This window comes from Rhodothermales bacterium (assembly GCA_039944855.1).
Classification (GTDB): Bacteria; Bacteroidota; Rhodothermia; order Rhodothermales; family JANQRZ01; genus JBBSMX01.
In genome coordinates, this window is sequence record JBDUXZ010000030.1 from 1 (window position 1) to 24946 (window position 24946).

General features: G+C 67.5%; 17 protein-coding genes. 5 read left to right on the forward strand and 12 right to left on the reverse strand.

Annotated elements, in window-relative coordinates:
- Together ABJF88_15165 and ABJF88_15170 are read right to left on the reverse strand one after the other, a co-directional pair.
- On the reverse strand, positions 1–205 hold a 205-nt coding region (locus tag ABJF88_15165; GenBank protein ID MEP0548275.1), incomplete at its 3' end, for a hypothetical protein.
- Between the two features lie 242 nt (positions 206–447).
- Positions 448–2445, reverse strand: a complete 1998-nt coding sequence (locus ABJF88_15170) for a PAS domain S-box protein (GenBank protein ID MEP0548276.1) — start codon at positions 2443–2445, stop codon at positions 448–450.
- A 591-nt stretch (positions 2446–3036) separates the two neighbouring features.
- On the opposite strand from ABJF88_15170, the gene ABJF88_15175 reads away from it, so the two are divergent.
- The 5 genes from ABJF88_15175 to ABJF88_15195 all read left to right on the forward strand — a co-directional run bounded on the left by ABJF88_15175 (position 3037) and on the right by ABJF88_15195 (position 11914).
- Positions 3037–4095: a tyrosine-type recombinase/integrase gene (locus tag ABJF88_15175; protein ID MEP0548277.1), complete on the forward strand. Its 1059-nt coding sequence runs from the start codon at positions 3037–3039 to the stop codon at positions 4093–4095.
- Positions 4096–5005: 910 nt separating this feature from the next.
- Positions 5006–6121: a DUF6166 domain-containing protein gene (locus ABJF88_15180; protein MEP0548278.1), complete on the forward strand. Its 1116-nt coding sequence runs from the start codon at positions 5006–5008 to the stop codon at positions 6119–6121.
- Positions 6122–6533: 412 nt separating this feature from the next.
- On the forward strand, positions 6534–6908 hold the full coding sequence (locus ABJF88_15185) for a JAB domain-containing protein (protein ID MEP0548279.1): 375 nt from the start codon (positions 6534–6536) through the stop codon (positions 6906–6908).
- Positions 6909–7221: 313 nt separating this feature from the next.
- Positions 7222–8331 carry a hypothetical protein gene (locus ABJF88_15190; GenBank protein ID MEP0548280.1) on the forward strand — a complete coding sequence of 370 codons (1110 nt, stop codon included), beginning with the start codon at positions 7222–7224 and terminating at the stop codon, positions 8329–8331.
- A 517-nt stretch (positions 8332–8848) separates the two neighbouring features.
- Entirely contained in the window at positions 8849–11914 is a 3066-nt protein-coding gene (locus ABJF88_15195) for a hypothetical protein (protein ID MEP0548281.1), read from the forward strand.
- Positions 11915–12185: 271 nt separating this feature from the next.
- Here ABJF88_15195 and ABJF88_15200 read toward each other — a convergent pair whose 3' ends face one another.
- The 10 genes from ABJF88_15200 to ABJF88_15245 form a co-directional block, all read right to left on the reverse strand.
- Positions 12186–14225, reverse strand: a complete 2040-nt coding sequence (locus ABJF88_15200; protein ID MEP0548282.1) for an acyltransferase family protein — start codon at positions 14223–14225, stop codon at positions 12186–12188.
- Between the two features lie 399 nt (positions 14226–14624).
- Positions 14625–15551, reverse strand: coding sequence for a class I SAM-dependent methyltransferase (locus ABJF88_15205; GenBank protein MEP0548283.1), 927 nt, complete (start codon positions 15549–15551; stop codon positions 14625–14627).
- A 64-nt stretch (positions 15552–15615) separates the two neighbouring features.
- Positions 15616–16893, reverse strand: a complete 1278-nt coding sequence (locus ABJF88_15210) for a glycosyltransferase family 4 protein (GenBank protein ID MEP0548284.1) — start codon at positions 16891–16893, stop codon at positions 15616–15618.
- A gap of 42 nt (positions 16894–16935) precedes the next feature.
- Entirely contained in the window at positions 16936–17769 is an 834-nt protein-coding gene (locus tag ABJF88_15215) for a glycosyltransferase family 2 protein (protein ID MEP0548285.1), read from the reverse strand.
- Between the two features lies 1 nt (position 17770).
- Positions 17771–18367 (reverse strand): putative colanic acid biosynthesis acetyltransferase, encoded by a 597-nt coding sequence (locus ABJF88_15220; protein MEP0548286.1) that lies wholly within the window; start codon positions 18365–18367, stop codon positions 17771–17773.
- A 136-nt stretch (positions 18368–18503) separates the two neighbouring features.
- Positions 18504–19658 carry a glycosyltransferase gene (locus ABJF88_15225; GenBank protein MEP0548287.1) on the reverse strand — a complete coding sequence of 385 codons (1155 nt, stop codon included), beginning with the start codon at positions 19656–19658 and terminating at the stop codon, positions 18504–18506.
- Positions 19655–20878, reverse strand: a complete 1224-nt coding sequence (locus ABJF88_15230) for a glycosyltransferase (protein ID MEP0548288.1) — start codon at positions 20876–20878, stop codon at positions 19655–19657. Before ABJF88_15230 ends, ABJF88_15225 begins: the two co-directional genes overlap by 4 nt.
- Positions 20879–20905: 27 nt before the next feature.
- On the reverse strand, positions 20906–22402 hold the full coding sequence (locus ABJF88_15235; protein MEP0548289.1) for a hypothetical protein: 1497 nt from the start codon (positions 22400–22402) through the stop codon (positions 20906–20908).
- Positions 22403–22514: 112 nt separating this feature from the next.
- Positions 22515–23687 carry a glycosyltransferase family 4 protein gene (locus ABJF88_15240; protein MEP0548290.1) on the reverse strand — a complete coding sequence of 391 codons (1173 nt, stop codon included), beginning with the start codon at positions 23685–23687 and terminating at the stop codon, positions 22515–22517.
- Positions 23687–24940, reverse strand: a complete 1254-nt coding sequence (locus tag ABJF88_15245) for a glycosyltransferase (GenBank protein ID MEP0548291.1) — start codon at positions 24938–24940, stop codon at positions 23687–23689. The genes ABJF88_15240 and ABJF88_15245 overlap by 1 nt, the downstream gene beginning before the upstream one ends.
- Positions 24941–24946 lie beyond the last annotated feature (6 nt).

Below are 24946 nucleotides of genomic sequence, written 5' to 3' on the forward strand. Positions count from 1 at the left end.
CGATGACGGCGACGTCGGGGTCGGCCTCGCGGACGAGGTCGAAGGCGTCGGCGGCGGATCCGGCGAGGCCGCAGAGCTCCATTCCGTGCTGGGCGCGGACGGTGTCGGCGATGGCCTCGCGGATGGCGGGGTGGTCGTCGACGACGACGACGCGGATCCCGCCGGGGACAGAGGTGGAGGGCGTTGCTTGAGGGGTGGAAGTCATGGGCTCGCGGGGTCCGTCACGTACGCGCCGAGGAGCGGGAGCGGAGGGGTGAACTTACAGGTCCCGGCGCAATGGTGCCGGACCGTGACCCCTTCATCAATAACTATGCCCACAGTCCGTTATCTCCATTTGGGATAGCGCGCGCAGGTCCAAAATGGGACGCCGGGAGCGTCGGCAAAGATAAACATAACGGGATGAAGGGTCCTCGCCAGCACTCCAGGAGCGCCCGTTTCCCCGCGCGGTCACGCCTCATCCCGGCGATGGGCGGGGAGGACGACGCGGATCATCGTCCCCACGCCGTCTTCGGAGTCGATCGTGAGCGCGGCGCGGATGCTGCTGGCTCGCCGTTTCATGCTGTAGAGCCCGAGCGATTTGCCGGTGTTGCCGTCGGAGTCGAAGCCGACCCCGTCGTCCTCGACCTCCAGCGTCAGGTGGCGGTCCTCGGCCACGAACCGGATCCAGACGTGGCTGGGCTGGGCGTGCTTGAGCGCGTTGTTGATCGCCTCCTGCGCCATCCGGTAGAGCTGGAGCTTCACATCGTAGTCGTCGACGTCGGCGTTCCCCTGGTGGTTGAAGGTGCAGCGGACGTCGGAGAGCGCGTCCATGTTGGCCGCGAGCGTCTGGAGCGCCGAGGCGAGGCCCTCTTGGTAGAGCTGGGGCGGGACGAGGCCGCGGCAGATCTCGCGGACGCGCTGGAGCGCCTCCTCGGCGAAGGAGGTGACTTTCCTGGCCGCGGCGGTGCCCTCGTCTTCGGGGGCGAAGTACCGCGCGCCGAGGTTCTCGCTGAGCATCCGGATGCCGGTGAGGAGCTGGCCCACGCTGTCGTGGAGGTCGCGGCCGATCCGCTCCTGCTGCTCCTCGAGCACGGCCACCATCCGCCGTTCCATTTCCACCCGCTCCGTCACCTCGATGCAGCTCCCCCAGATCCGCACGAGCGCGCCGCGCTCGATCCGCCCGACGGCGTTAAGCGCGAAGTGGCGGGGGAGCGAGCCCTCGCCCTGCACGGTGAGCTCGTAGTTGTGGAGCCGGTACCCGTCCTCGACGAAGGTCTGGACGAGCCGCCGGTCGAGGCTCGGGACGAGCGTGCGGATGAGCTGGCCGATCACGGCCTCCGTCCGCTCCGCCCCGAGCAGCCGCGTCATCATCGTGTTGCACTCGGCGAGGTAGCCGTGCGTGAGGATGCGGTCGGCCTGGAGGTAGGGGAGGGCGAGGGCGGAGGTGGGCTCGGCGAGGTCGATCCGCCAGACGCCCTCGGAGATCGTCTGGACGAAGTTCCGGTAGCGCTCCTCGCTCCGCTTCCGGTCCGTGACGTCGCGGATGACGACTTGGACGGCGGGGATCCCCTTGAACGGGACGCCCACGGCGGTCGTCTCGACGAGGCGCTCCTCGCCGTCGAGCCGGATGATCTCGTGCTCGAACGGGCTGAAGGCGGGGCCCGACGCGTGCTCGTGGCGCCGGTGGTCGACGGCGTCGTACTGGTCGGCCGGGAGGAAGTCGCGGAGGGTGTAGCGCTCGAGGTCGGCGGCGTCTTGGAAGCCGAGGAGGTGGGCGCACGCCTCGTTGGCGTAGAGGATCTTCTCGTCGGCGACGACGAGGATGGCCTCGGGGTTGAACTCGACGAACTTCCGCCACCGCTCCTCGCTCTCGGAGAGGGCCCGCTCGGCGCGCTGCCGGCTGAGGTAGCCGGCGAGGAGGTCGCCGAAGACGGAGAGCACGCGGCCGTGCTCGCGGAGGGCGCCGTCGGAGAGCGCGGCGTGCTCGATGCCGAGGTAGCCCACGAACCGGTCCTGCTGCGAGAGCAGGGGGATGGCGACGCCTTCCTGCTCGCCGCCCAACCCGTTTCCCGCGCCGTCGCCGGCCGCGCTGTCGCCGGTAGCACCGCCGCCGGTAGCACCGCCGCCGGTTCTCGACCGGTCCGTGCTTGGCTGCGCCCCCTGTGTGCGTGCGAGCAGACGAAGGGCAGGAGCGGGGGAGGGGCCGTCGAAGAGCTTGCCCGAGGGGGCGCCGTCCCGCCGCCACCGCGTGACGGTGCCCGGCTGCGGCGCGTTGGCGACGAGGGGGTCGTCCTCGTCATCTACGGTGACGAGGTAAGCGGACTCCGCTCCGACGGCCTCGCCGACGAGTCGGAGCACCTCGCGGAGGTCGGCCTCGCCCGAGGAAACGAGGAGGCGAGAGACCTCGACGAGCGCGTGCTCGATGCCCGAGCGGGGTTCGAATGTGGGGCTCCGAGCGTCATTCATAAGGAGGAAGATAGGACACCGCCTCGTGCAACGGTGAGGCCTATGGCGCAACGCCGCGCTGAGCCATGGGCCTCCGTGATCGATGTTGCCGAGGGTACGTCCCTACGTCAGACGAACTCGGCCGATGGGCCCTCGTGGCCCGCTCGTTCTCGGAGGCTATGTCCGTTATAGCAACGATCAAACCATCAGACGCACGTCCCCGGTCAACGCCGGAGCCGCCTCCTCGTTCGCCGTCCCCTTACGCCGGACGATCCCCGCCCACACCGAGGGGCTGCTCGCCTCGATGCCATAGCGTTCGTGGACGTAGCGCTTGCGCTCGCAGCGGAGCCCGTTGAGGTCAACGACGCAGAGGGCGTCACCCGCGCGGAGGCCTGGGTAATCGAGGCCGGGGATATGGCGTCCGATAAGTGGAGGTTATCGGACACGAAGCCTTACCTTGTCAGGGCTATAGTGGCGCGGCTCGTTGTGGCATTGAATGTGCAATAACAGATATATCCTACCCCAAAGCGCCCGCCACGTCGCTGCTTTCATTGCTTGGGCCCTCGCTCTTGCTCCCACGGCACGATGGAGTTACGTTCCTTCCACATACCTATGTCCGACCGCACTTCCGACCTCACTGTCCAGCATCCCGACCGTGCCGTAGGGCCGCTCGCAAGAGAGGCTCAGGAGGCGCGGCGGTATGCTGCCCAAGCCCGCTCCGATAGCACGCGCCGGGCGTACCGCGCCGATTGGTCCGACTTCACGCGCTGGTGCGACGAGCGCGCGGTGTCTGCGTTGCCGGCGACGGCGGACACCGTGACCTTGTATATAGTGTCGCGCGCTGGGTCGGCCGCGGACGGCGGCCCGGGACTCAAGGTTTCCACGCTGACGCGGCGGCTCGCGGCCATCAGCCAGGCGCACAAGCTGGCGGGGCATCCGAGTCCCACCAGCCGCCAGAACGAGCCGCTCCACTCGGTGTGGCGGGGCCTCGTCCGCGAGAAGGGTGTCGCCCCCGCGAAAGTGGCCCCCACGCTAACGCCCGACATCGCCGCCATGGTCGGCGCGATCGCCACGGGGGTCGACGACGCGGGGGACGCATCGGCAGCGGCGGACGCGCTACGTGGGAAGCGCGACCGCGCCCTCTTGCTCATCGGCTTCGCTGGGGCGCTCCGCCGGAGCGAGCTCGCCGCCGTTCGCGTAGCCGATGTCACCGTCGGCGCCGACGGCCTCCGCCTCGTCATCCCGAAGAGCAAGACCGATCAGGAGCGCGCGGGGCAGGTCATCGGCCTCGCCTACGGCGCGCACGCAGCGACGTGCCCCGTTCGCGCGTACCGGTCGTGGGTCCATGCCGCCAGCAACGCCCTCGGGTGCCCGCTCACGGGGCCGGTCTTCCGAGGCGTCGGGCGGTGGGGCACGCTCGCCGGCGACGCCATCGCGCCGCGCACAGTGGCCCGCGTCGTCAAGGCGCGGGCGGCGGCGGCCGGGCTCGACCCCGCCCTCTACAGCGGGCACTCGCTCCGAGCGGGGTTCGCCACGCAGGCGGCGCGGAGTGGGAAGGCCGACCGCTCGATTATGAAGCAGACGCGGCACAAGAGCGTGCAGACGCTCAACGAGTACGTCCGCGACGGCCGCCTCTTCGACGACAACCCCTCCGATGGCCTCGGCTTGTGAGCCCCTGGGCGGGCGCAGCGTGCCGGCTCTCGATCTGTCGTCGTTGCTGGCGATGCCTCTGTGGCCCGGTTGATGTGCGTGAACTCAACCGTTCCCGGTTGCCTTTCGATGCCTCGCCCCTAAGGTCCGCCAGCGGAGCTGGCGCCTCCAGCGCGAATAGCCGTCGGCGATCGGCCCCGTTGTCCCCGAGCGGGCCTGGATTCGGTACCGTCGACGCCGCCCCGCCCCCCCTCGCGCGCCGCTCCCGCACGCGCGTTCTCTCGCAGGCGTCGTGCCTCGGACCCGGTCAGGAACGGCCTGCCACGCCCTCCCACGCGCGATCGGAACGTAGAATAGTCGACCTCACCCGAAAGTCATCGCTCCCGCTCGACTATAGTCTAGCGCGATCCCACCTGTCCTTCCACCGAGTCCGAGGCGCCGGCTGCGTCGGCCGATCCACACGGCTCGCGGGCGGGCGTCCGGCCGCCCATTAACGGCCTGATAGGGCGGCCCCAAATCCGGTTCATCGTCCGAGGAAGGACGAAGGCCCCCCTCGGACGAGGCCGTTCGGGTTTCGACGCCCCGGGGGTCTCTCAGAGGACGCCCTCGGGGGGACTCCGTCACGGGGAGGGCGAACGTCGCTCGACCCCCACCGCCCGCGTGCTCGTCCGCCGCGTCCCCCCAATCCGGGGCGGTCCCGGTACGGGCTGGCCCGAGGCGGCCGCTCCTCACTCCTCACCCATCAAACCCGAGGGATACCCATGCCCACACGCTCACGATCTCCACCCCAGAGCGATGCCTGCACCGCAGGCTAACCCCCGCCTACACCTAGCAAACGAAGCCCGCTCCCTCGCCGGGGGCGGGCTTCGTCCTTTCAACCCGGTGCTGCTTCTACAGCGCCGGGCCTCACACGAAGACCAAAGAGGTCATCATGCACAACGCAGTCAACATACTCCACGGACTCCGCCCCACCCATCCCCGCCCCGCACTTAGTCACCCGGCCTTCCGCCTTCTCGTCAAGCGACCGACGCTTGTCGAGCGACCGACGCTCGTCGCCGACCGCGGAACGGGCTACGAGCTCCCAGACGCCGACGCCTACGCGCGCCGGCTCGCCGAGGAGGCCGAGGCGTGGCTCGCCCACGCCCGCGCCCGCTCGCGGATGGGGGACGAGACCCTCGTGCTGAAGGCGCTCACGGCGCTCGCCTTCAGCTTCCGCCACCGCGCCCACGACTTCGCCGTGCCCTCGAAGCTCGCGGGGATGTCGAAGCACCAGCCCGTGCTCTGGCAGATGGTGAAGGACCACGTCGGATTCGGTACCCCGCTCGAGGTCGAGGAGGTGCCCACGGACAACAGCTCGGACAACCGCTCCCGGCTCGTCGTCTCCTACGAGGGCGAGGAGCTCGGGGCGGTGCAGCCGAAGCACGTCCCGTGGCTGCGGCCGCTCATCCCCTTCGGCGCCGGGATCTACCTCGTCCGCGTGACGGGGCAGGAGCGCGACTTCACGCTCGGCTGCAACGTGGCGTTCGGCCGCGTAGGGGGCGCCGTGGCGGCCTTGAACCACGCGCTCGGTACCGACCTCGGGCACGACCTCGGCAGCGACGGCGACGGCGGCGACGGGGCTTCTCAGACGCCCACAGGAGCCGCTCTCGTCGAGGCCCAACCCCGCCCGGATCACGGTGGGGACGGCGCGGCAGGGGGGCTCCGGCTCATCTCGTCGGCTCTGCCTGTGGCTAAGCCTCAGGCCGCCAGTACTGCCCATCCCGACGACGTCGTGCTCTACCGCGCGCTCGACGGGACGGCACGGGCCACGGTGAAGCACGTCGTCCGCCACAGCCCGAGCGGCATCGAGTGGGGCTACCACGGCTCCGGACCGGCCGACCTCGCCCGGAGCGTGCTCCTCGCCCACACCGACGAGGCCACCGCGGACCGGATCTACCAGGCCTTCAAAGCTGCTGTCGTGGCGCTCGTGCCGAAGAGCGGGGGCGTGATCCGCGCCGCCGACGTCCGGGCATGGCTCGCCGCACACGGCGGGGACGCCCAGCGGTAGCCCGAGGACGATAGCACTTCACCCCGAGCCCGAGCGGTTCACTTCACATACTGACAACCACCGACCGAGAGGCCGGGCTCCCTTCACCGGGGGCTCGGCCTTTCGTCGTTTATACCTACTACACACGATGAGAACCAACTCGAAGAACCACACCCTCGACCTCTTCACCACGAACTCTGCTACCCCGGCTGCTGATACGAGCGCGGCCACGCGTCTCAACGGGAGATCGACGACGGACTCGGCCACGAAACGGCCTGCGGGTGACGGTCTACCCGAGACGTCCCTGCCCGCGCTCAGTGACATCGAGTTCCACCGGACGGAGCCGTTCCGCGTCCCCGGCTTGAAGTCGCTCGTTATGCCCTGTCCCGTGTTCTCGCTCAGGCTTGTTAGAGAAAGGGATCACCTCACGAGAATGGTACAAAGCCCGGCCGACGCCGCGCGGCTGTGCTCGGAGATGCTCGACGGGCTCGACCGCGAGGTCTTCTTGGTCGTCGCGCTCTCGACGTCGAACCGCGTGATCGGGGCGCACGCCGCGCACCAGGGCACCGTGGATGCGTCGATCGCCAGTCCGAGAGAGGCCATGAAGTTCTGTCTCCTCTGCAATGCGAGGTCGTTCCTGATCGCGCACAACCACCCCAGCGGGAATCTGGAGCCGTCGAAGGCCGACGTTGCCGTCTCGAAGCAGATGAAGGCGGCGGGAGACGTCGTAGGCGTCCGGCTCCTCGACAGCCTCGTCTGCGGCTTCGACGGTCGCTACACGTCGCTAGCAGAGCGGGGGCTGATCTAACGCTGATCCTTAGAACGTCCCCCTCCTCCCACGCCTGAGCTCCGGTTCGACTCGAAGCCACCCTGGTGCCGAACGGCGATGACGAGCTGGGGGCGAGCGCGCCGGGTACCAGCGTGGAGGGGCGGCGATACGTCACCTCTGGGTGAGCCTCAATCCCCTCTGGGGGGGATTTACAAGGGAGACGATGCTCTGTATTCTCTACGTGCCCGCTCGACGGTGCCCTCGTGGCACCAACGAAAGCGCCCTACCCGACTGAACCTCGGATAGGGCGCGCTGGGCTTCTCCAGAACCATCACGAACCAGATCTACCTCCATGCAGTCTACGAACTCCGGCGGCGGCCCGCAAGCGCCGTCGCCGAAGCGCAACGTCGCCCGCCACGCGCTGCCGTCCGAGCGCACCGAACGCCCCGCGATCCCAGGCGGGCGCACTTCTTCTACTAGCTACAAGGCGGCTTCTACCGCAGGCGGTGGCGGCCTCGACGAGTGCCCCTGGCCGGTCGGGGACCTCACCGATCGCTCGACGGGGGAGGTGTTCGGGAAGCCCTGCGAGCGCCGGTGGTGCCCGTACTGCGGCGAGCGTCTGTACCGGTGCCACGTCGCCCACTTCACGGAGGTCTTCCGCGACCTCCCCGACCTCTTCGCCGTCACGCTCACCCTCGATCCCAAGGTGCTCCCCGAGGAGTTCCGCTACGACGCCCGTGCTCAGGAGGCCGTCCTCGTCGAGAAGGTCTGGACCCCGTTCCGGAGCAACTTCACGAAGGACTGCAAGAAGGCCGGCGTGGCGTTCACCTACGTCGGGGCGCACGAGCGCCACGGCGGTCGCCACGGCGGGGTGCCCCACATCCACGCGCTCGTCTCGTGCCCGCTCCCGGACGCCGAGGAGGCCATGGCCGCGCGTTGGTTCCACTCAGGGGGCGGCGCCGTGCTCTCGGTGGAGCCCGTCGAGGGCGGCGAGCGCGGCGTGGCGCGGTGGCTCGGCTACTGCTTCAAGGGGTGGTTCGGGAAGACGGCTCCGCGTCACCGCCGGCTGCTCAGCAACAACGGGATCGGGTACCACTCGGCGGCGGCCAAAGCGCGCCGCCGGGAGCACGTGGAAGACCCGGACCGTTTCGCCTACACGCCGCCGGAGGAGGGCCTCCGCCGTGAGGACCCGGGTCGGGTGCGGGCGGCGCTCCCCGTCGGCGCCATCGAACTCCAATTCGATCGGCGCTCGACCCGCTACCTCCGCTACGTCGAGGGCACGCCGTACGGGGTGCAGGTGGACCTCGACGAGAGGGGGGCGCAGACGTACACGCTCGTGGAAACGGGCCCCCAGTACAAACGACGCCTGGGGGGATATCCCACGGTCGGGAAGTGCGACTCTATGGCGGCGGCAAAGGCGGAGGCCAATCGCCTCGCGAACGAAGAGGGGGTAGAGGGTTGATCTCGGTTGCCCTCATGGATGAGATTGAGGTTGAGCAGGCCATTCGCTCGGCGGCGGCCGAGGCCGCCGCTAAGGAGGCGCACGCAGAAGCGTCGCCCGCTCGAGGATGCCGGAGGCGGCGAGCCGCTACGCTCTCGCCTGTCTCGACGAATCCTCTGCGCTACCCCGGAGTGCTACTGCTCCTGGTAGACCCCGCGATTGGGGCCGCGTGCGTGCGGGACCAATTCGATTCTACCCCCCATCGCACTTTAGCCCCTCCCCCTGCCGAGGCTCCGAACTCCTAAGCGGGCCGCATGCCGTCTCACAACCGGTATCGTTTTCGCGCACGGTATTTGATGCGGACCGGGGCGCCTGCACCCACCGATCCACCCAGCGACACCCTATTATGCTTGGCTTCCCTTTGATTTCTAATGCAGTATCCCTCCTCCCCCCCCCGATGCGGCGGGCGCTCTCCGTCGCCCTTATTCTAGCGGGAGCCCTCAGCGGCACGCCAAGCTCCGCCCAGACCAGCGCGCCCGTGACCGGCGCGACCGCCTCCTACGACATCGAACTCGAGGCAGGGCCGAACCTCGTCGCGCTCCCCGTCGTGCCCGACGCGAACGCCGTCACGGACATCGTGTCGGGCGTGCTCCCCCAGCTCACGCTCGTGCAGAGCAACGCCGGGCAGTACTTCATCCCCGCGCAGGGGATCGACGCGCTTGGCACGTGGAACTGGGCGGAGTCGTACAAGATGGTGCTGACCTCCCCGGCAACCCTCACGGTGGAGGGACCCGAGATCTTGCCGCAGTTCTCGCCGGTCCTCCTCGAGAACGAGGTGGGGAACTGGGTGCCGTACTTCCGCCGCGAGCCGATGGCCGTGGCAGAAGCGCTCGCTCCCATCGCTGCGTCCCTCGCCCGTGTGGAAGCCGCCGACGGCCGCTTCTACCAGCCCGGCGACGAGGCTTCCACCCTCGACTCACTCCGCACGGGGCGGGGCTACAAGATCTGGGTCACGCAGGCCACTACCCTCACGTACCCCGCGAACCCAGCGCAGCCGTCGGATGGATCGACGGTAAACACTCTCGGTGAAGCGCTTGCGCTGACCGGGCTCACGCCGGGGCAGCAGATCGAGGTGCTCGGGTACTACGCGCCCGGCGACGGCGGCGGCGGCACGTTCCTCGTCACCGACAGCGGCGAGACGCCCGACGGCGGTCTCGTCTTTGTGCCATATGAGGCACAGGGTGTCCCCACTACCCATACGCGCATCGGCATCAACGCTAGCCACGCTATCGGCAACCTCTCTGCGGGACAGGACGTGGTGTTTGGCAGCGTGAGTGTGGACCTCCTCAACCCGAACACGGAAGAACTTCTCCTCACCATCGACGGCAAGCACCTCCACGGGCATAACGCGTGGCAATCCAAAGATCAGCAGCCCATGTTCGACTACGAAACGGGTTACCTCCACGACTACGCCTACCGTATCTACGCATACTACGATGATCTCTACGGCACTCCCGTCACTACTTATCTGCGGACCACCTATCGCGTGACGACCTCCGACCTCCGCCTCGTCCGTCAAGGCGTAGAGGACACGCTGAACGCCCGGTGGTTCGGAGCGAGGACGTACGCCGAGGACCCCGCCTTCGACAACCAGCCTGTCCTCGCCCAGATGATGAACGTGGCGAACGCTCGTAACGTGACTTCGCCGGGCTCGGTGACAACACTCTACCTTCCTAACATCAACGGGCAGAGCACCGTGTATGAATACTGGGGCTCCATCGAGATGGGCGACGGGATGACCCTCGCAGGCGAGGCCGGGACGGAAGTGGTCGAAGCCATCACGACGCTAACGAGCCCTGGACTGGCTCTTGACGATGGCACCTACGTCGTCCACGATAGCCTCTCTTACACCGTCTCTGGAGACGTGGTGACATACACGTACTACCCCGTTCGCCGCCGCTCCGACGCTACGATCCTGCGAGTGAAGGATGACAAGGCCCTCGAGTACGTCCGCCGTTATCGTAATCCCGGTGCTGAGGGGGCCTTGCCTAAGGATGCCAAGTCAGTCCTGAACACAGCCTCCACCGTAATCACTAGCGCCCACGACATCATGTACATGGGGCTTGAGAACATCGTGCTCGACGGCAATTGGGAGGGCAACCTCGACGTCTACAACACCACTCTCGACCATCTCGAGAGGGAGACGTACCTACGCAATTCCCCCGGCTGGTCCGGTTTCGTGAGCACGAACCATGGAAACAAGGCGATCCCGGTGGGGCAAGAGGTCGTCGTCCGGAACGCGGAGGTCTCGGGCTATGGGGCGACGGGCCTGCTCGGACACCAGAATGCTACCTGGCAGGGTGAGAACGTCCGCTCGGGGAACGCTGTCTACAACCACAACCATTACGGGGCCAACGGGACGTGGGAGAACTACACGATGGAGGGGTTCGGGTGGACCCACGTCGTCTCGAAGGGGGACACCTTCCGCAACTTCGTCTACGAAGACGCGGCCGACTCCCCGACGGCCCGCTCCGGTCCTGAGATCATCAACTACCGCAACGATCATGGTCGAGGCTTCGCCCTCGACGGGTTCTTCTTCGACTTCCGGGGCTCGTCGCAATACTCGGAGATCGTCAACGGGAACGGTAAGCCCATGCAGCAGACGGACGGCGTAGTGATCACCTCCCCAGACGTGGGTTTCGCCACGCTCTACAAGCGGAATGGGATCAGCCAGGGGCTCCTCCCCAACAACGACTTCGTGAATATCGACGTGTTCGTGACCCAGAGCGCGGCGGCCGTAACGGGCTACCTCACCTCTACGGAATCGATCGTCGAGGACGTGCGGTTCGTCTCCGCGAAGCCGGACGGCACTCCGGCACGCACAGGCAGTCTGGGCGCCTTCCAAGGCGTGATGGGTGGCGGTTCGTCGTGGTTGCAGCCCAAGAACCGTGTTATCCGCGAGGTGGACCTCGCCCTAGGAGGCGCCTCCTTCGACATTCTCGACCTCAAAGTGAAGGAGAGTCTTGTAGAACCGATGGAGTGGTTCGTCCTCAACTCCAAGTTCAATAACACGAGCGCGGCCATCTTCAAGGCGAACGGAGCCGCAGCGGGTGAGCTCTACCGCTTGGAGGACCCCGACAACCCGTATGCGAGAGTACTCTTCCGCGACAGCGAGTTCAACGTGCCGCCGGGTTCCTACTACCTGTGGTATGAGACCTTCCTCACCTTCTCCTACCACGACAACTCCGTAGATCGCCTCACAGGAAAGACGAGTGAGAGTACGGGGACCGTGAACATGACGGCGGCGGGTGGCGAGACGTTCATCGACGTGGACCCCGACCTCTGGTGGGTCCCGATGCAGGCGGAGTACGTGACGTACACGGGGCACGATGCTGGCCTCGTGGCCTCCGTGGCCCCGGTGTGCTCCGGTATGATAAAGGCATTCGGCCTCCCTACTAGCAACAGCGACGACAAGCGGGATTGCAACCTCCGCTTCACGTTCACGGGAGCGCTCACCGCAGGTGAACAGGTGACGTTCGACTGGACGGCGGCGGTGCAACCGTGGCCCAACGGGGTGACAGTGCCCGATACGAGTGGATGGTAGCGATGGTAACCCTTACCGGCTCAACATGACGACTGAGAAACGATTGGGGAAACAACCACGGCATGCCCATGCCGTCCGCCGGAACCACTCTAGCAGGCGGGTCGCTCGTTGGAGGAAGTTTGCCACCACCGCCCACTCTCGGGCTGCAGCGCGGCCCGTATCGTGCTGATCCAGCCGATACGGGCCGTCTTTTATTCCCGATCGCTGCTGCGTACAGCCAAGAGAACAAGCGGACTTCGGATTGGGCGCCCTCGTGCCACGGAGCCGAGCGTCACCGCACGGGCTGGGCGCTCGGCGCATCGTCGACGGGCGTGCCCCGGAGCGGGCCATCTCCGAGCTCCCCCCCGAGCGCGTCGGCCAACGCTGGCGCGAGCGTGGCCGCGAACGCCGCCGTGAAGTGGTTGTCGTCGCGGAACGTGACCACGCCGTCGCGGACGGGCTCGCATGCTTCGTCAGGGCAGACGGCCTCGCTGAGGTCCACCTCCCGCACGCCTTCCACGCGCCGCGCCGCGGCGGACTGCGCCTCGATAGCGGCGGCGTACGGGCTCTCCCGCGAGAACGCGCACGCCTCGGTCCCGTCGCCTCGCCAGGTCTTGCGCGAGAGGCAGGCCGGGAGGGCGAAGCCCGGCCTCGGCGTGTCGCGGAGGTGGACGACCCGCCCGCCGGCCTCGGCGCTCACGGCTGCGACGCGCCGGTAGAACGCCGTCGTCGGCTCCGACCACGTCCCGTCCGCGTACTCGTCTTCCGTGGCTGCGGAGGAGACGACGACGAGGGCGGGGCTGAGCTCGCCCACGCGCACGACCGTCTTGTCCCGCCAGATAGAGCACTCGTCGTGGAAGCGACCGAGCGTGTCCGACCACTCCCGCGTATCGACCATGTCGCAGCCGGAGTGGGTGAGCGTGACGAGGTGCCACCCCTCGAGCTCCGCTGCCAGCGTCATGGCAGGTAACCAGTGGTCGGCGTGGCTGTCGCCGAGGAGCAGGACGACGGGGCCGCTCTCGTCGCCGAACTCGCACTCGATGACGTCCGTCTCCGTCATCCCGCCGATACAGCCCTCGGCCCCTTCGCCGTAGCGATCGAGCACGGCCGCGGCGTACGCCTGCTGCTCTGGGGAGCCCGCCGCTTCCCCAGCGAGGTGCCCCCAGCCAAGCGCGAGCCCGACGCCGAACGCCGTGAGCATCCCGGCCAGCGCGAGCCCCCGCCCGCTCCGCTCGGCCAAGAACCGGTGGTGTCGCACGGGGTCCTCCACGAGCCGGTACGACGCCTCGGCGAGCACGAGCGAGCCCGCCGCGAACGCGAGCCGCTGCCACAGCGGGAGGTGGCCGAGCATCCCCGCCGCGAAGACGAGCACGGGCCAGTGCCAGAGGTACCACGAGTAGGAGAGCCGGCCGAGCTCCTGCAACGGCCGCCACGCCAGTGCCCTCGCCAGCGACGTGTCGGTACGTGCGGTCCCGGCACGCAGCGCGAGCACGGTAGCTACGGCGGGGAGGAGCGCAGCGAAGCCGGGGAAGGGCGTGCGGGCGGAGTAGAGGCACCCGGCCACGAGGATGCCAGCGAGCCCGAGCCATCCGAGCCAGCGCGAGGCCGCCGGTACCTCCTCGAGCGAGCCGAACCGCCACCCGCTAGCGTCCCGCGTGAGCCGGGGCACCATCGCACCGAGGGCGCCGAGGCCGAACTCCCACGCCCGCGTGGGCGAGCCGAAGAAGGCCCAGTGCGTGCGGAGCGTGCCCATGAGGTAGAGCGTGAGGGCGAACGAGACCACGCACACGGCCACCATAACCCAGATCAATCGGCGCTGGCTGATCGCACTCGGCGCTCCTCCGGACGGCGCTCCCGACCCCCTGCGTCGGACGCCGGTGAGCGCGAGGAGGACGAGCACGGGCCAGACGAAGTAGAACTGCTCCTCGACGGAGAGCGACCACGTGTGGAGGAGCGGGTTCGTCTCGGCCTCGGCCGCGAGGTAGTCCGTGGCGCCGGCGGCGAAGTGGAAGTTGGAGAAGTAGCCGGCCGTCGCGACGGCGGTGTCCGCGATCGGCCCCTGCTCCAACGGGCTGTAGAACACGAAGGCGAACGCTGTCACCGCGACGAGGAGCACGGCCATCGCCGGGAGGAGCCGGCGCGCGCGTCGGGCGTAGAACCGCCGGAGGTCGACGGTCCCCGTTCGCACGACCTCGGCGGCGAGGATGCCCGTGATGAGGTAGCCCGAGAGGACGAAGAAGACGTCGACGCCGACGTAGCCGCCGGCGAATCCGGGGACGCCGGCGTGGTAGAGCACGACGAGGAGGACGGCGATCCCGCGGAGCCCCTCGATGTCCTGCCGGAATGGGGGGGCGGGGCTTCGGGAGCGCGGCGTGGGCGTGGCGCGGCGCGGCGGCGACGGGGCTCATAGAGCGGGGCTAGGGTTGGGTACGACCTGTCGTTAGGGATACGACCTATCGAGGAGAGGATAGGTCGCAACCACCTATCCATCCTATGCCTTGCCCCTGTTACGCCTACGCTTTGTCGTCCCACCGCTACGGCTTGCCGCTCCTCATCCACTTGCCCCGTCGTCACGTTACCTGCTGCAAGGTATCGCCTGAACCAGTGGCAGGCACCACGGCCTAGGCGCCGAGCAGGCGCCCGCACGCCACGACGCAGACGAGTATCCTCGGCCGCACGCTACGCCGCCCACGCGCCGAGCGTCTGTAATACGAGAGCCACGTGCTCCGCGTCAGGATGTCACCTGCAGGTAGGCCGCGCTCGGGAAGTGGCCCGGCGTGGTCTCCAGCCCCTCGTCGTTGCCGGCCGGCCGGTAGTTGGGAAGCAGCGTCGCGAGCTCGGCGGGCGCAGCGTAGTGGAGCATCGCGAGCGAGGCGCGGAGGGCGAACCGGCTGTTGTAGGCGAGGAAGGCGTGCAGAAGCACGCTCTCGTGGGGGAAGACGAGCGCGGAGTCCAGCGTGTTGCGGTCGTAGTCGTACGGGAAGGTGATGTCGTGGAAGTGGGCCCAAGCGCCCTCCTTCAGCCGAGGCAGCATCTCCAGGATGATCCGGCTGACCTCGCCGGCCGGACCGAGCGTGTGCGTCGAGTCCACGAAGAACAGGAGGTCGTTGCCCAGCGCGCTGATCCGGTCGAGGTCGACGAGTTCGACCTTCTGCTCAATGAGCGTGACCTTCCCCTCCCGCGTCAGGCGCTTGAGGTACCCCGTCGGGTACGGGTCGACGCAGATGATCTCGGGGGTGTAGCCGGCATCCTCGGCCGCCATCAGGCAGAGGGCCGTCGAGACACCGCAGCCGATCTGGAAGATCTGCCGCGGCCGCTTCGAGCGGACGAAGGCGTAGAGGAAGTCGGCCTCGATAGGCCCGTAGCCCGTCTCGCCGTTCTCCTCGGAGGCCCGGCGGCGCAGCTCCCCCGCCCGCACCCGCTCGACGAGCTCTGGCGTGCAGACCTCGCGGACGAAGGCGAGCTGCCCCTCGGCGTCCGCCCCCTCGACGCCGATCATCGAGAAGGGGCTCTTCCAGTGGTCGGACTGCCGGAGCAACCGGACGTCGGGGATCTCGGAGTAGAAGTGGCGAGGCAGCACGTCGAAGCCGAGGCGCTGCCCGCTCTCGAACAGGCGGCGCAGCCCAGACTTCAGGGCGTTCTTCAGGGTTCTGTTCAAAGCGGAGTATCGTTGAAGGACCGGGGCGCCCTTCATCGGGCACCGGAATCAGAGAAGAGGAAAGCTACACGGCCACAGGCTCGACGGGCTCCTGTGCATCGTTCGGCTTGCCGACGCGCTCGAACATCCGCTCCCACATCGCGCACGCTACCTCATGCTCGTAGCGATTCAAGAATGCAGCACGGGCGCGGGCGCCCTGCTCGGCGCGGAAGCCGTCGTCGTCACAGAGCCGAAGGAGGTTGTCGACAAGTTGACTCGTTGCCGCTTTCCCCTCGCGGTCATAGTCAACGACAAAACCGATCTGCTCGTCGAGGATCGTCTGTGCCGGCTCGGACGCTTCGGGGCCGACCATCACCACGGGCAGGCCGGCGGCCATGATGCCGTAGAGCTTGCCCGGCACCGCGATCCCGGACATGTCGCTCCGCAACGTGAGGAGGTGGGCGCTCGGGGCGGTCAGCGAGTAGCGGAGCTGCTCGCGCGGGAGGTAGTCGAGGTAGCGGAAATTCTCGATCCCGTGCGACTCGGCGAAGGCGACGATCTCTTTCTTACGCGGGCCGGACCCGATGAAGAGAAAGAACAGCTCGGGGTGATCCTTCAGCGCCTGCATCGCGCCGAGCACCTCGTCGAAGCGGTGCGCGAGGCCGGCGTTGCCGGAGTACATCACGACGCATTTGTCGCGGAGCCCCCACTCGTCGAGGAGCGGGTTCTCCTCGTGGGGCAGCGGCTCCACCTCGTCTTTCCTGCTCCAGACGGGGATCGTGTGCAGCCGCTCGCGGCGGACGCCCTTCGCTTCGAGCCGCCGCTTCATATACGCGCCGAGGTCCACGACGAAGTCGGCGTTGCGATAGCCGAAGTCGTTGAGCCCGTGGAGGACGCGGGAGAGCGGGCTCCCCTCCGTGATCATCCCCACGGCCTCTTCGGCGTCGGGGTGGAGGTCCATCGACCAGATCCCGTAGCGCTGCCCGCGCAGCTGCTTCAGCACGGCCCCGACGCAGCCGAGGAGCGGCGGCGTCGTCAGCATCACGAGGTAGTCGTGGTGCCGCGCGCGGAGGACGCGGAGGATCGCTTTGAGGTAAAAGCTGGCGTAGTCGGCGATGCGGCCGAGGTGGGAGCCGCGGCCGAACCCCGTCCCACGGACGCGGTAGATGCGGACGCCGTTGTGCACCTCCTCGGCCGGTACGTCGAGCTCGCCGGCGAGGTACTTCGCCCGGCTGCACAGCACGCTCACGTCGTAACCCTCGGTCGCGAGGTGCTCGGCGAGGTCCGTGAGGTGCTGGCCCGTCGAGGCGAAGTCGGGCCAGTAGTGCTGGTTGACGAAGAGAAGAGACGGCCGATCGGGCATAAACGCGGTTAGAGTCGATAAGAGGTAGAGGTGGACAGAGGGCTACAACGACACGTCGGCGGCGCGGAGTCGCTGCTCTTTCATCTTGACGACCGTCATGTATTCGTACGTCGATAGCAGGCGGCAATACGTGTACCCGGCGGCCCCGTCGAGGAAACCGAGGCGAAGAAAGTACATGTAGAGAAACCGCAGGGTGGGCCTGAAGGGCAAACGTGCCGCGATCTGTTTGAGCGTGCGGCGGCGGCGGGTACCGTTGCCAGAGGCCAGGCCCCGCCAATCGATTCTGCCTTCGGCCGCCTCCTCGAGCGCCTGGCGCGCCTCGGCCGTGGAGTAGCGGTTGTGCCTCTCGAACCAGTCTTCCAGTCCCTTCGAGAAGGAGTAATGGAGCAGGGGATGTTCGAGCGTGCCGATGCGCTCGGGCAGCAGCGCCTCGCGCTGCCCGTGACCGACCTGCACGAACGAGAGGGCCTCGCGCCGTCCGAGCCGCACTTGGTAGGTCGGGTACATCCCAGCATGCCGAAGCCACTGCCCGTGCAGCATCATCTTCGAGGGTACCTGGTAGGCATCCTTGCTCTCGTCTCCGATCACTCGGAACAGCTCGTCGTGTAGCTTCGGCGTGACGACCTCATCGGCGTCGAGGTGGAGCACCCACTCATGACGGAGACCTCCCTCGGTGAGGCCAAAGTTGCGCTGCCCAGCGAAGTTGTCGAAGCGGCGCTGCAGCACGCGCGCACCCCACGCCTCGGCGATTTCGACCGTCCGATCCGCGCTGAACGAGTCGACCACGAGGACGTCGTCGGCCCATGTGATTGCATCGAGGCACCGGGGGAGGTTCGCCTCCTCGTTGAGGGTGAGGATCAGGACGGAGATAGACATGCTAGCGGCGCGGCGTGGGAGAAGCGCCGCTTACAGGGGTATCGTTCATCTCGCGGCGTTTGACGGGGACGGCTGGGTTGCCGGCCACAATCACCCAGGGCTCGACGTCACGCGTCGCCACGGCCGCCGCACCGACGATGGCCCCCTCGCCCACGGTGATTCCCGGCCCGACGAACGCGTCGGCACAGATCCACGCCTGCGACCCGATCGTGATCGGCGGCTTGAGGAGGGGGAGATCGGACTGACGGTAATCGTGCGTACCGGCGCAGACGTGAGCGCGGTGCGAGATCGTCGCCCGCTCGCCGATGGTGACCGGACCGAGGTTGTAGATCAACACGTCCTCTCCAATGGCGCTCCAAGCCCCCACGGCAAGGTTCCACGGCATGTACACCTGCGTGGAATTATAGAGGTGGACGTGGGGCCCTACCGTGGCGCCGAAGAGTCGGAGCACGAACCGCCGCCACCCGAAGAAGGGACGCGGGCTAAACCGGACGAGGTACTTCCCTACCATCCACAACACGCGCAGCCCCATCTCTCTCCGGCTGTATTTCTTCGCCGTTCGGTTCGTCTGGATATCGAGGGTGTCGGGTTCCGGCATGGGGGTAGGAGCGGGCGATCGCGACATGGTACGCATGATACGGTACGTGCACACGGAGCTAAAGCGGTGCCGCATCGCCGGTTCTCGTTCTTGACCTGCTCTCCGTTATCTCTGCATTACGTCACGTCCCTTTGCGCTACGTCACCACGACGGCTTTGGGGCGCACTCCCCCCTCTAGCACCCACACGTACGCCTCCCGCATTTTCGCGGCGACGTGAGCCCACGAGAGTTCCTCTTCAACGTAGGCACGGCCGCGCTGGCCCATCGCGAGCCGGCGCTCGTCCGCGAGCGATGTCGCCTCCCTCAGCGCCGCCACGAGAGGCTCCACACCGGTGTCGATCCACCACCCACAACCGCGCTCCTCCAGTATCCCCCACGGCGCCCCTCTTGTTGTGATGGCGGGTATCCCCGCCGCCAACGCCTCGGCCACGACGATCCCAAAGTTCTCGCTGAAGGTGGGCAGCACGAACAGGTCGGCACCGTAGTAGAGGTCCCACTTCGCTCGGTCGTCCACCTCCCCCGTCCACCTTATCCCTTCCAGTCCGAGCGCTCGGATCACGTGCTCAACCTCGGCGCGGTGGCCTCCCTCGTCTGGCCCGGCCAGCACGAGCTCCCACCCCTCCGCCCGCACCTCGGCCCAGGCACGGACTAGGTTGATCAGCCCTTTCTTAGGGTGGACGCGGGACAGGAACAGCGCCTTGCGCACCATGCCCGTCGGCGCCTCACGGGCACGGTCGGGGAGTTCGACGCCGTTGGGGATGAGGGCGACCGGCTGACGCAACCCCGCCCGTCGGATGTCTTCGACTTCCTCTTCTGCCGTCGCGTGAAAGAGCCGGGCCGATTGGAGGTCGCGGCGCTGATACAGGGCCCAAGCCACCCTCTTCTTCCCCGCGTTGAACCGCAGTGCCCACTCTGTCAACATCCCCCGCGTGCTGACTACGAAGGGTACGCTGGCGCGAGCCGCCGCTCGAGCCGACGCGTGGTTCGTCGGTAGCCACAGCCCGTGGTCGTGGATGAGCCCACTCCCCCCTCCCACGGTGTCGCGGATGGCGGCACCGAACCGCCCCGCCCCCGGCAGGAAGGCGTGCCAGCCCCCTTCGGGTTCGACAAAACGAACGTTCGCGCTGTCGCTCGCGGGCATGACGGGTGGGGGCTCCCCGGGCTGCCGTTGCCGCGTGACGATACTGACGCCCACGTCTTGCCGTGCGAGGTCGCTACAGAGGGCCGTCACGCTACGGCTAGGGCCGCCGTGGTCAGCGCGAAGACTACTAACGGTGTGGATCACCCTCACGCAGCTCCCTCCGCCGCGCTGGCGTGCTCTCGCTGTTTATCGGGGGGAGCGATCCCATAGACCGATCCCCAGGCCTGCGCAAATGCCGGCCTCGTAATGCCACGCCGCGCGAGCGAAACGCCCGCGGCCTCCTTCGCCGCACCCAGCGTTGCCACATCCACGTCGAGGTAATACTCAATCCCTTCACGCAGCGCCGCCGCCGTCTTCGCCCGGCACACGAACCCGTCCAAGCCGTGCTCGACGAGCTCGGGCAACCCGCCATCGGGGAACACCACACTCGGCACGCCCGCCTGCTTCGCCTCGAGGACCACGTTGCCGAGCGCCTCGTCACACACCGAGGGGCACGTGTGCACGTCGGCCCCGACGAGGAGCCCCGGCACGTCTTCGAGGTAGCCGACAAAGCGGATGCGGTCGGCGAGCCCAGCGGCCTGCACCTTCCCGGCGAGGACGAGAGCGAACGGGTTTTGCTTCGAGACGGAGCCTGCGAGCACGAACCGGACATCGTCCCGCTCGCGGCAGAGCGCAAGCGCGGCCTCGACGAGAATATCCACCCCTTTATGCGGCCGGATCTGCCCGACGTACGCCACGGTCCGCCCGTCGAAGGGGTCGAGCGTAACGGGGTGCTCCGGGACCGGACGTTCGGGGGGATAGCTGTAGAGCACATGCGCTTTGTAGGGCGGCGCGCCCGTCGCGATCAGGCTCTCGCGGATGTGCTCCGAGATGCAGACGAACCGCTCCACGCGGGGCACGACGAGCCACCGCCACACGAAGCGGTAGAGCGCGTGGTGCTGCGTCGGGACGTCGCCGAGGCGGTATATCAGGGGCGTCCTCATCAGCAGGAGCGCCGGGAGCACGCTAAGCACGTAGTGCTGATTCGCCGCGTGGATGTGCGTCGGTTCGTAGCGCCGGGCGATCCGCCCCAGCCCCCACGACGCCTTGACGAGTCGGGTGAGGTTCTTCACCCACCCGAGCGGTCGGAGCCGCTTCGTAAAGTGGTAGGCATACGCAAGCGACGTCCACCGGAGCCCGAGCCGGTCGAGCGTAGGCTGGATCTGGACATGTCCCCAGTCCGCATGAGTTACGAAAAGCGCATCTACCCCAACGCTCTTCGCAGCGTAGAGGGCCTCGATATTGCCACGTTCCTGCCCGTTTAGCGCTGCATTGCCGAGCAGGACGAGGACGCGCGGCGCGCGCTCCCGTTGGGACTCGGGGTCACTCATACGGTTGGGAGGAGCCACGTGCTGAAATCACGTTCCGTGTGCGAGAGATGGACGGGCCAAGCGAGCGGGCGCGCTTCCTCCCTCCAGCCACGTCCGGAGCCGCGGTTCGAGGAAGTACAGTAGCAAAGCCAGCACCATAAACTTCATCGTCACCCCGCCCAACATCTTGATCCCCGCCATCTCAAACTGGTACGCCTCGATAAGAAGCGCCGTCGCGAAGGCATAGCCGAAGATGGCACTCTGTGCACGCGATATGAAGAAGGCATACAACCACCCCCAGAAGAACCCCATCATAAAGATGGGTACGAACATACCCGGCACACCGAAATCGATGTAGCTCTCGCCCATGTACCCGATACTGATGGAGGTGCCCTCATCGCCACTCGCCAGAAATAACCCGGTATACCGCATAGTGAACTCGGAGTCCGACTTCAACACCGGCTTGTCCGGGAAGAAGACGCGGGGTTGGAGCACGTGGAGGATCGATTCCATCCAGACGTTGCCGCCCTCATGCGGGCGGTACTCCGGCACGAAGTCCATCGTCAGCGCGAAGAAGTCCACGTAGGCGATCCGGATGAACAGCGGCTCCATCCCCTCCTGTACGTCCTCCCACGACAGCGACCCGATCAACTCCCCGAGACGGCCCAGTTGCTCCGACCGTGACACGACGGTGGTCTGTGTCTGCTCACCTTGGGTTAGGAAGTTGCGATACTCATTCTTGACGCTCGTCCACGCCGCGCCGAAAACTAAGAGCGCCGCTAGCACTACCGTCCCCATTACGATCACCCCCGGCCTGAGCTGATATCGAACCGTGACGATGACGAGCAAGGTGACGAAGAGGACCGTTTTAAACCCGGAGAAGAACCCAATGCCGCCGATGAACTCGATGGCGATCGCAGCGAGGAAGTAGAGATACCGCTCGTTGCGCTGAATGACGAGGTAGCCCAGCAAGAAAAAGAAGACCCACTTCACCGCCACTGCCGAGAGGAGTATCTGGGTCACCGAACCAAATATCCAAGCGTACTGCGCCACGACGGCCGTTGCCGCCGCTCCGATGAGGTAGAGCAAAAACGCTCGGTCTACGGAGAACGTGCGCGTTTCTTCTGCGGCCTGAGCGTGTCCCGTGGGGGCCAGCTTCCGCATCCCGAGGCGCATCCCGAAGGCAAGCACGGCAAGCCCGATGAGCCCGAGCCAGACCGCTCGCTCGATAGACGGCGAGCTACCGCCTAGCCACCACCCTATATCACTTATCGGCACGCCAAGCACGTTGGCGTGGAAGACCTTCGCCGAAACCTGAAGCCACTGGAAGCTCACCGCAAAGAGGAGCACGGGCGTCTCGCCCTTCCTCCACAGCAGCGCCATGTAGAGCGGCAGAGAAAGAACGCTCGCTGCCGTCAGCCACGGGTTCGCCGTCGTGAGGCTGAAGACAGCCCCAGCGAAGAACACGCCGATCATCCCGCCCGTAACCTTGACGTACGGGCTCCCCTCCAGCGTCGAGGCTCCAGCGTGAGCGAGTGCGTGCATAGATTTTTGCTGGGGCTAGTCCTCAGCGCTGCGAAATTGAGCTACTACAGACGATAGGTTCCACGAGGACGCGCGACACGCCTCCTTAATATAGGACGAGCGATCAGCCTTCTCAGAGCGGCCGTACGGCCCTTACGGCTCCCAGAGTGCCCGAGACCGCCGTTTCCAAAGAGTACGTCTCCATCCTGGCCTTTAATGCACGCGCAGCCGCGGGATCCCGTGCCAGGTGCAAAGCGCGTTCCATTGCCACGGCGAGGGCATCCACGTCGCCCATCGGGTACGTTCCTCCCGTCGCGCCGGGTTCCACGAGGTCAGGCGCGCACCCGACGCCGCTGGAGACGACGGCGGGGAGCCCACACGCGAGCGCCTCGTTCACGACGAGGCCCCAGGTCTCGGTCTCGGAGGGGAGCACGAGGACGTCGGCGAGGGCGTAGGCCTCGGGCATCTCGCTCTGATTGAAGAACCCGAGCAGCCGGACCGGGGCGCCCGTCCGCTCGATCTCCGCCTCGATCTCAGCGCGCATCGGCCCCTCCCCCACCATCGCGCCCTCGACATCGGGGACCCGGCGGGCGAGAGCCGCCACCCCGCGCACGAAGTCGAGCGGGCGCTTCACGGGGATAAACTTCCCTGCGAAGAGCAGCACCGAGGCTTCGGGCGTGACGCCGCGTTCTTCGCGGCGCGCCGCCCGGCCGGCCCGACGCCGCGCCGCCGAAGCCGACGCCGCGAAGAACGCGTTGTCGACGAAGTGCGGCACGAAGTGCATGCGCTCCGGCCGCGCGCCATAGTGGAGGTAGTACTCCCTCGCGCGCTGCCCGACAACGAGGTAGCCGTCGAAGCGGGGGATGAAGGCGCGGTAGACGGCTTCCTTGGCGAGGCGCTTGGCGAGGCTGCGCGGGGTGTGAAGCTGGGAGTCGCCGCGCACCAGAATCGGCGTGCCCGTCCGCCAGCATGCGCGGATGGCCTGCCAGAAGCTCCGGTTGTACCACCCGTTGACGAGGAACGCGTCGAACCGCTCGCGCGCGATGAGGTCCGCGATGTCCGGCGTGTGGCAACCGAACGGGGTGCTCACATCCGGTTGAGCGGCCCTATTCCGGAGGAACGTGTGCGGGTAGCCGTCGAGGAGGGGCACGTCCCACTCGAAGGGAACGCCGAACCCGGCGTCGGCCTGCCCCTCCGCCGTCTGCTGATGTGCGAAGTAGACGGCGAGGTCCAGCTCCGCAGCCAGCGCCCGGTAGAGCGGGGCGTGGTACTGGATCGGGTGCGTAGCGAGAACGCCGAGGCGCATCACGTCGGCTCCCCTGCCCTGCCGTTCACCACTTCGTCGAAAAAGGCCGTCTGTCGGCGGGTCATCGCTCGAGCGGTGTAGGGCTCGAAGGCGGCCCAGTTCGTGTCGGGCGGATCCGGGAGCCGGCCCAGCAGGGACGCCCACGCCGTCTTCACCCGCTCGCCGAGGTCGGCGCCCTGCTCAGCGCGGAACGTCACCGTCTCCCCTGCCCCCGTCTCCCGCAGCACGTCGACGACGCTGCTCCGCTCGTTGAAGACGGCGAGGAGCGGGCGGCGGGCGAGGATGTAAGGGTAGAGCTTGGACGCCGTATAGGCGGGATCCGCCGAGCCCGGGAGGACCAGCATGTCGGCCTGGCGCAGGAGGTGGAGCGCGGTGAAGTAGGGCACGCGGGCGGGGTACTCGGCGACGAACGCGCCGACGCCGCGCGCTTCGGCCAGCGGCTGGAACGTCTTCGCCCCGTGGCCTTCGGCGGCGTAGTCCGTCCCGATGAAGTGCATCCGCACGCGCTCGAAGAGGTCCGGACGCTCGCGCCGTCCGGCAGCGAGGGCGTCGAAGAGCGCGGCGCCCGCCCGCGCCATGTCGTGGCCGCCGCGACCGACATAGACGACGTTCGTGTACGCGTCGTCCGGGCGGAAAAACGGGTTGTCGAGGTCGAGGCGGTCGAGCACGTCGAAGTCCGCCTCGGCCCCGCCGAAGGGGATCACGCGGCACATGTCGGGGCGAATGTTGGGGTAGCGCCCCTGCAGCGTGTCGCAGTACCCCTGCGAGACGGAGACGATCCCGTCTACGCCGTGCATCGTGACCGGTTCGAGCAGGCTGTCGAGGAGGTACGAGAGCCAGAACTTGGGGGGGCGCTCGTCCGGCGGCACGCTGAGGTAGTGGTCGCTCCGCCACGGGTCCTGCATGTCGATCACGTAGGGCACGCCGAAGCGGGCCTTCCAGTAGCGGCCGAGGACGAGGACCTGAAACGCCGTCGTGGAGAAGTAGACGAGGTCGATGTCGCCGCGCGCGAGGAGGGCGTTGCCGGCGCGGCGGTAGGCCCAGAGCGAGCGGAGGGCGACGCTGCCGAGTCCGAGCCGCCGAGTCCAGTGGTAGTCGAGGGCGGGGAGGCGGCGCACGTCGGCCGCCTCGGCGATCGTTTCGAGGAGGTGCTCGTCGCGGTATCCCTCGACGTATTCGGGGTCCACGGCGAGCGTCACGGCCTCCCAGCCTGCCTCGGCGAAATAGGGCAGGCTCTGCCGCACGCGGTGCATGTCGGC